5 protein-coding genes are annotated in these 7,552 nt (G+C 63.8%); 1 reads left to right on the forward strand and 4 read right to left on the reverse strand.

Translation table 11 applies throughout. From position 1 onward, the window contains the following. Window positions 1-112: 112 nt before the first annotated feature. Window positions 113-2,221: an ATP-dependent DNA helicase RecG gene (gene recG, locus FJ959_RS31340; protein WP_140633912.1), complete on the forward strand. Its 2,109-nt coding sequence runs from the start codon at window positions 113-115 to the stop codon at window positions 2,219-2,221. Here the strand turns inward: recG and FJ959_RS31345 are convergent. The 4 genes from FJ959_RS31345 to FJ959_RS31360 form a co-directional block, all read right to left on the reverse strand. After that, the gene (locus FJ959_RS31345) at window positions 2,173-2,925 is read right to left on the reverse strand and encodes a DUF502 domain-containing protein (protein WP_140557815.1); all 753 of its coding nucleotides are present in this window, start codon (window positions 2,923-2,925) and stop codon (window positions 2,173-2,175) included. The genes recG and FJ959_RS31345 overlap by 49 nt on opposite strands. Window positions 2,926-3,018: 93 nt before the next feature. Beyond that, on the reverse strand, window positions 3,019-4,842 hold the full coding sequence (gene glmS / locus FJ959_RS31350) for a glutamine--fructose-6-phosphate transaminase (isomerizing) (protein WP_140560900.1): 1,824 nt from the start codon (window positions 4,840-4,842) through the stop codon (window positions 3,019-3,021). 174 nt (window positions 4,843-5,016) lie between these two features. Next, window positions 5,017-6,375 carry a bifunctional UDP-N-acetylglucosamine diphosphorylase/glucosamine-1-phosphate N-acetyltransferase GlmU gene (gene glmU, locus FJ959_RS31355; protein ID WP_140633914.1) on the reverse strand — a complete coding sequence of 453 codons (1,359 nt, stop codon included), beginning with the start codon at window positions 6,373-6,375 and terminating at the stop codon, window positions 5,017-5,019. A gap of 157 nt (window positions 6,376-6,532) precedes the next feature. Further along, window positions 6,533-7,279 (reverse strand): cytochrome c biogenesis CcdA family protein, encoded by a 747-nt coding sequence (locus tag FJ959_RS31360; RefSeq protein WP_140498969.1) that lies wholly within the window; start codon window positions 7,277-7,279, stop codon window positions 6,533-6,535. Window positions 7,280-7,552: the final 273 nt, after the last annotated feature.

A 7,552-nucleotide genomic window follows, 5' to 3' on the forward strand; every position in this document is an offset into this window, starting at 1 on the left:
TGAACCGCTTCGACGCCAAAACAGAAGCGGACAGATCATGTGCTACCAAACCGGACAACTTGATTAGCTACCGACACCTTGCGCTGCAGCCGTCGCGACATAAGCTGACATCATGCGTCCTTCCATCCTTGACCCGCTTTTCGTCCCGATCACGTCGCTCGCCGGTGTCGGGCCGAAGGTCGGCGCGCTGATCGAAAAAGTCGTCGCGGCCGATCTCGGCGACCGAGCGGCGCGCGCCGGCGATCTTCTGTTCGTGCTGCCGCATACCGTCATCGACCGCCGCAACCGGCCGGGCATTGCCGGCTCGGCCGAAGGCGCCATCGTCACGCTCGACCTGCGCATCGACCGCCACCAGCCGCCGCCGCGCGGCAACAGGTCGGTGCCTTACCGGGTCTACGCCCATGACGATACCGGCGAAGTGGCGCTGACCTTCTTCCACGCCCATGCTGCCTATCTGGAAAAATCGATGCCTGTGGGCGAGCATGTCGTGGTCTCCGGACGCATGGAATGGTTCAACGGGCGCCCGACCATGGTCCACCCGGATCATATCGCCTTGGCCGGCGACGCCGAAAACCTGCCGCTGGTCGAGCCGGTCTATCCGCTCACGGCGGGGCTGTCCGCCAAGGTGCTGCGCCGCGCCATCGGCCAGGCGCTCGGCCGTCTGCCGGAACTGCCTGAGTGGCAGGATGGCGCTTTCATGCGCCGCCAGAGTTTCCCGTCTTTCGGTGACGCGCTGGCCCGCATCCATCATCCCGCGGACCCGATCGATGTCGCCATCGAAGGCGCCGCATGGCGGCGCCTCGCCTATGACGAGTTGCTGGCGGGCCAGGTGTCGCTCGCCCTGGTCCGGTCGAGGGTCCGCAGGCTGTCCGGCCGGCCGCTCACCGGCGACAGCCGGATCGTCGACAAGCTGCGCGCGGCCCTGCCCTACACATTGACCGCGTCCCAGGAATTCGCGCTCGCCGAAATCAATGCAGACCTCGCCGACCCCGAGCGCATGCTGCGCCTCCTGCAAGGCGACGTCGGCTCCGGCAAGACGGTCGTTGCGCTCCTGGCCATGGCGCGTGCCGTCGAGGCTGGCGGCCAGGCTGCCCTAATGGCGCCGACAGAGATCCTGGCGCGCCAGCACGTGGCGACGATCGCCCCTTTGGCGGAACGGGCAGGCATGCGCACGGCCATCCTCACCGGTCGCGAAAAGGGCCGCGAACGCACCGAAACGCTGGCGGGACTGGCCGGCGGCGAGATCGACATCGTCATCGGCACCCACGCGCTGTTCCAGGAAACGGTGGCGTTCCACGACCTCGTCCTTGCCGTCGTGGACGAGCAGCATCGCTTTGGCGTTCACCAGCGGCTTGCCATCACCGCCAAGGGCGACGCGCCAGACATGCTGGTGATGACAGCAACCCCCATTCCGCGCACGCTGGTGCTGACCGCCTTCGGCGACATGGACGTCTCCAAGCTGACGGAAAAGCCGGCCGGCCGGCAGCCGATCCGCACCGTCACGCTGCCGCTTGAGCGGCTGGACGAACTCGTCGATCGCATGGTGGAAGCGGTGGCCGGCGGCCAGAAAATCTACTGGATATGCCCGCTTGTGGAAGAATCCGAAGAGATAAAGCTGATGTCGGCCGAGGACCGCTTTGCTTCCCTGAAGCCGCTGTTCGGCGACCGGATCGGCCTCGTCCACGGCCGCATGAAGGGCGCCGAGAAGGACGAAGCGATGCGCGCCTTCAAGCAGGGCGAGACACGTATCCTGATTGCCACAACCGTCATCGAGGTCGGCGTCGACGTGCCGGACGCGACCATCATGGTCGTCGAACACGCCGAACGTTTCGGCCTCGCCCAGCTGCACCAGTTGCGCGGCCGCGTCGGGCGCGGCGACAAGCCTTCGTCCTGTGTATTGCTCTACAAGGATCCGCTCGGCGAAACGGCCAAGCGGCGCCTGTCGGTGATGCGCGAGACCGAGGATGGCTTCGTGATCGCCGAGGAGGACCTGAAGCTGCGCGGCGAAGGCGAATTGCTTGGCACCCGTCAGTCCGGCACGCCGGGCTTCCAGGTCGCGCGCATCGAGGCGCATGCGGACCTGCTCGAAGCGGCCCGCGATGACGCAAGACTGATCCTGTCGCGTGATCCGGACCTGCAGACCGAGCGCGGCGAAGCGCTGCGCCTGCTGCTCTACTTGTTCGGCCGCGACGAGGCGGTGCGGCTCCTGCGGGCGGGATAAGGCCCGAGCGGCGGATTGGCCAGGGTGCCCGTGATCGGCTCGCCATTCAGCATCACCAGCTTCGTTTTCACCTCCGGCGCCACCAGCCCGGCCGAGACGATCAGCTTGGCGCCATCCTCGATCGTCATGTCGAGCAGCACGATGTCCGACTTCGGCACATACATCAGGAAGCCCGTCGTCGGATTGGGCGTACAAGGCATGAAGACAGCGGTCAGCGGATCGCCTTCCTGGTCAAGCTTCTGGTTGATCTCGGTTTCCTTCTCGCTGGCCACGAACACCAGCGACCACACCCCCTTGCGCGGATATTCGACCAAGCCGACCTGGCGGAACATGTCACCTTTGTTCGACAGCACGGTTTCGAAAATCTGCTTCAGCGAGCGATAGATGCCCCGCACCAGCGGCATGCGGCCAAGCAGGCGCTCGCCGAAATTGACGATGGCGCGGCCGACGATATTGGCGGTCATGAACCCGATCAGCGTGATCAGGACAAGCGCCACGATCAGCCCGAACCCCGGAACCGGGAACGGCAGATAGGTATCGGGACTGTAGCGTGCCGGAATATAGGGTTTGACCCAGGAATCCACCCAACCGATGAAGGACCACGCGATATAGGCGGTGATCGCCAGCGGCGCGCAGACGACGAAGCCTGTGAGGAAATAGTTCCTCAGCCGGGTCATGCCGGAGGTCTTGAGAGCATCTGACATGGTTCACCGGGGCGCGAGTTGCAGCGCAAACATTAGTGAACCGGAAGGCGCTTTGGAACTGCGAAGTTTTTAAAGCACCTGTTTAAAAAACGCCTACTCCACCGTCACCGATTTCGCCAGATTGCGCGGCTGGTCGACGTCGGTGCCCATGAAAACGGCGGCGAAATAGGCCAGCATCTGGATCGGCAGCGCGTAGATGATCGGCGAGATGATTTCCGGCACGTCCGGAAGGATGATCGTCTCCATCGTCTTCACGCTCGCCTGCGCGGCGCCCTTGGCGTCGGTGATCAGGATGATCTTGCCGCCGCGCGCCGCCACCTCCTGCATGTTGGACACAGTCTTCTCGAAGATGCGGTCATGCGGCGCGATGACGATGACCGGCATGTTCTCGTCGATAAGCGCGATCGGCCCGTGCTTCAACTCGCCCGCGGCATAGCCCTCGGCGTGGATGTAGGAGATCTCCTTGAGCTTCAGCGCGCCTTCCATGGCGAGCGGGAAATTGGTGTCGCGTCCGAGATAGAGCACGTCCTTGTAGCGCGACAGGTCCCGCGCGATCCGTTCGATCTGCTCTTCGAGTTTGAGCACCTGGTTGGCATAGCGCGGCGCCTCGGAAAGCGCCCGCACCAGCGACTTTTCCTCGTCCCGCGAAATCGTGCCGCGCGCCACGCCCGCCCGGACGGCTAGCGAGGCCAGCACCGACAACTGGCAGGTGAAGGCCTTGGTCGAGGCGACACCGATCTCCGGCCCGGCCAGCGTCGGCAAGATGACGTCGGATTCGCGCGCCATGGTCGATTCCCGCACGTTGACGACGGCGCCGATCTTCATGCCGGCCTTGCGGCAATAGCGCAGCGAGGCCAGCGTGTCGGCGGTCTCGCCCGATTGCGAGATGAAGAAGGCGGCGTCGTTCTTCGACAGCGGCATTTCGCGGTAGCGAAATTCGGAGGCGACATCGATGTCGACCGGGAGCCGAGCGTAGCGCTCGAACCAGTATTTGCTGATCAGTCCGGCGAGATAGGCGGTACCGCAGGCCGAAATCGCCAGCCGGTTAATCGTAGCAAAGTCGAACGGCAGGTCGAGCGGCTTGGAGACGCCGGAAACAAAATCGACATAATGCGCCAGCGTGTGCGAGATCACCTCCGGCTGCTCATGGATTTCCTTCTCCATGAAGTGGCGGCGATTGCCCTTGTCGACCATGAAGCTGGTCGAGAGCGACTGCTGGCGCTTGCGGTCGACCTTTTCGCCGTCAATGTCGAAGATGGCGACACCGCTGCGGCGCACCACCGCCCAGTCGCCGTCTTCCAGATAGGTGATCGAATTGGTGAACGGGGCAAGCGCGATGGCGTCGGAGCCCAGGAACATCTCGCCGTCGCCATGGCCGACCGCCAGCGGTGGGCCGTTGCGAGCGCCAACGATGAGGTCCTCGTCGCCCGTGAACATGATCGCCAGCGCAAAAGCGCCTTCCAGCCGCTTGAGCGCCTTGTGCGCGGCATCGACCGGCTTCAAGCCTTTCGCGACTTCCCGCGCCACCAGATGCGCGACGACCTCGGTGTCGGTCTGCGACGAGAAGGAATAGCCGTCGCGGATCAGTTCGTCGCGCAGCTCGGCGAAATTCTCGATGATGCCGTTGTGGACGATGGCGACGCCATTGGAGAAATGCGGGTGCGCGTTGGTCTCGTTCGGCACGCCATGCGTGGCCCAGCGGGTGTGACCGATGCCGATCGTGCCGTCGAGCGGCTCGTCCTTCAGCCGGCGTTCGAGATTGACCAGCTTGCCTTCGGCGCGGCGGCGGCCAAGCGCCCCCTTCTCTATGGTGGCGACGCCGGCCGAATCGTAGCCTCGATATTCAAGCCGCTTCAGCGCATCGACGATGAGCGGCGCAACCTGCGAATGGCCGACAATTCCAACGATACCGCACATGCAGACAGTCCCCAATCCCCGGCAGAACCCGGCGCTATCTACGGATTGCCGGGCTCTCGCGAAAGTTACTTTGCGTTTCGTTCCGTGTAATGGGAACAGTCTCGTACGCATGCATCATGACACAGCGCACTTGCAATCCAGTTACTGCAATCGTTCAGTTTTTGAAGACCGGTTTTACCTCTTTTTGGCAACCGCGGCCGACGCGAAGCGCTCGCGCAATTCCTTGCCTTTGCCGGGGATCGTCTTCTGGCGGGCACGCCCGAAGGCCAGCGCATCGTCGGGCACGCTTTCGGTGATGACGCTGCCCGAGGCGATATAGCCGCCCTTGCCAATGGTGACCGGCGCGACAAGCGAGGAATTCGATCCGACAAAGGCGCCCTCGCCGATATCGGTGAAGTGCTTCAGATAGCCGTCATAATTGCAGGTGATCGTGCCGGCGCCGATGTTGGCCCCGGCGCCCACCCGCGCGTCGCCGATATAGGTCAAATGGTTGACCTTGGCGCCCTCCTCGATGACGGCCTGCTTGACCTCGCAGAAATTGCCGACCTTGGCTTTCTGTTTGAGATCGGCGCCCGGCCGCAGCCGCGCGAAGGGGCCGACATCGCAATGAGCGGCGACGATGGCGCCTTCGATATGGCTGAAGGCGTGAATCCTGGCGCCGCCTGCAATCTTCACACCGGGCCCGAACCAGACGTTCGGCTCGACAATAGTATCGGCGCCGATCTCGGTGTCGTGCGAGAAATACACCGTTTCTGGTGCGATCAGCGTCACGCCCGAAAGCATCGCTTCCTGCCGGCGGCGTGCCTGCCAGATGCCTTCGGCCTGCGCCAGCTCGGCGCGGTTGTTGATGCCGAGCGCATTCTCGAAGCTGGCTTCGGTGGCGACGACATCGAGGCCCTGGTTGCTGGCAAGCTCGACGATATCGGTGAGATAGTATTCGCCCTTGGCGTTCCTGTTGCCGACGGTGTCGAGCAGTTTCATCGCCTGGCTGCCGGCAATCGCCATCAGCCCGCCATTGCAGAAGGTGATCTTCTTCTCCTCGTCGGAGCAGTCCTTTTCCTCGCGGATGGCGACGAGCTTGCCACCTTTTTCGATCAGGCGGCCATAGCCGGTGGGGTTCGCCGTGCGGAAGCCGATGACCACGACGGCGGCACCTTGCGCCAGCTTCAGGCGCGCGGCCGTGAGGGCGTCCGGATCGATCAGCGGCGTATCGCCGAACATGACGAGGATATCGTCGTAACCTTTTGATATAGCAGCGCGCGCGGCAAGCACCGCATGCGCAGTGCCGAGGCGCTTTTCCTGCACGAAAGCCTCTGCCTCCGGCGCGAATTTCTGCGCCGCCTTGCGCATCTCCTCGGCGCCGTGGCCGATCACCAGCGCAAGGTCGCCGGCGCCCGCTGCCTCGGCCGCCTTGACCACATGCGCGACCATCGGCAGCCCGGCGATCTGGTGCAGCACCTTGGGCAGCGTGCTCTTCATGCGCGTGCCTTCGCCGGCGGCGAGGATGACGGATAGGCATGTTCTCTGGTTCATGGAAGGACAACCATAGGAAAAGCGTTGGGAATCAAATCATGCTAGCAGTGGGCGCCATGCTGCACCAATGCGGTTAAATTCCGGTGAGATGGTGAGCAGCCGACTCTTAATCAGCGGGTCACAGGTTCAATCTTGTGCGCACCCGATACCGACAGCCTTATCCCAGCCGGCCCAGCAGCGGAAAATTCTCCAGCAGCCAATACGACACGGCCTGCACCCCGCCGGTGAGGAAAAACACGCCGGCGACGACCAGCAATGCGCCGATCGCCTTCTCGACGCGGCCGAGATGGACGCGGAATTTGCCGAGGAAACGCATGAAGGCGCCGGAAAACAGTGCCGCGATCAGGAATGGGATACCGAGGCCGAGCGAATAGGCGGCGAGCAGCAATGCGCCTTCGCCCACTGTCTCGCGGCCGCCGGCCAGCGTCAGGATCGGCCCCAGCACCGGGCCGATGCACGGCGTCCAGCCGAAGGCGAAGGCCAGTCCCATGACATAGGCCGCAACCGCGCTTGCCGGTTTGCCCTGCGACTGGAAACGCGCCTCGCGCGATAAAAGCGGAATGCGCAGGATGCCGAGGAAATTCAGCCCCATAAGGATGATCAGCACGCCGGCGCCCATTGCCAGCGGCTCCTGCCAGACGCGCAGGAGGCGGCCGATGCTCGAGGCGCCGGCGCCCAGCGCGACGAACACGGTCGAGAAGCCGAGCACGAAGGCAATCGAGGAATAAAGCAGCGCGGTACGGGCGCCGGCTTTGGCGGCTGCCCCGGCATTGCCGCGAAAATCGTCGACCGACACGCCGGCCATGTAGCAGAGATAGGGCGGCACCAGCGGTAGCACGCAAGGCGACAGGAACGAGATCGCCCCTGCCCCGACCGCGCTGACATAGCCTATATCGAGTGCCATTCCAGAACTCCGACTTTACGGCGCCGATATAGCGACGCCCGGGCCCCTCTGCCAATCACCATTGTGTTGGCATGCCCGGGAATAAACGTCGGTACCTGCGCGTTGATCGAGCGAGGCCGCGATTGCCGCGCATCCTCGGATCAGCAGGGAGATTTCGATGAAAACCGTGACACTAGGGTTGGCCGCGCTTTTGCTCAGCACCGCCGCGTCTTTCGCAGCAGAGGCCTGGAAGGAGGCCGAGGTCGGCGGCACCAAGATCTACACTGATGACAA

The organism is Mesorhizobium sp. B2-2-4 (assembly GCF_006442375.1).
Taxonomy (GTDB): Bacteria; Pseudomonadota; Alphaproteobacteria; order Rhizobiales; family Rhizobiaceae; genus Mesorhizobium.

What these genes read in the sequence shown, in the direction of transcription:
- FJ959_RS31345 (WP_140557815.1), bottom strand. Translation starts at nt 2,925, where the DNA reads ATGTCAGATGCTCTCAAGACCTCCGGCATGACCCGGCTGAGGAACTAT.
- glmS (WP_140560900.1), bottom strand. Translation starts at nt 4,842, where the DNA reads ATGTGCGGTATCGTTGGAATTGTCGGCCATTCGCAGGTTGCGCCGCTC.
- FJ959_RS31360 (WP_140498969.1), bottom strand. Translation starts at nt 7,279, where the DNA reads ATGGCACTCGATATAGGCTATGTCAGCGCGGTCGGGGCAGGGGCGATC.
- glmU (WP_140633914.1), bottom strand. Translation starts at nt 6,375, where the DNA reads ATGAACCAGAGAACATGCCTATCCGTCATCCTCGCCGCCGGCGAAGGC.
- recG (WP_140633912.1), top strand. Translation starts at nt 113, where the DNA reads ATGCGTCCTTCCATCCTTGACCCGCTTTTCGTCCCGATCACGTCGCTC.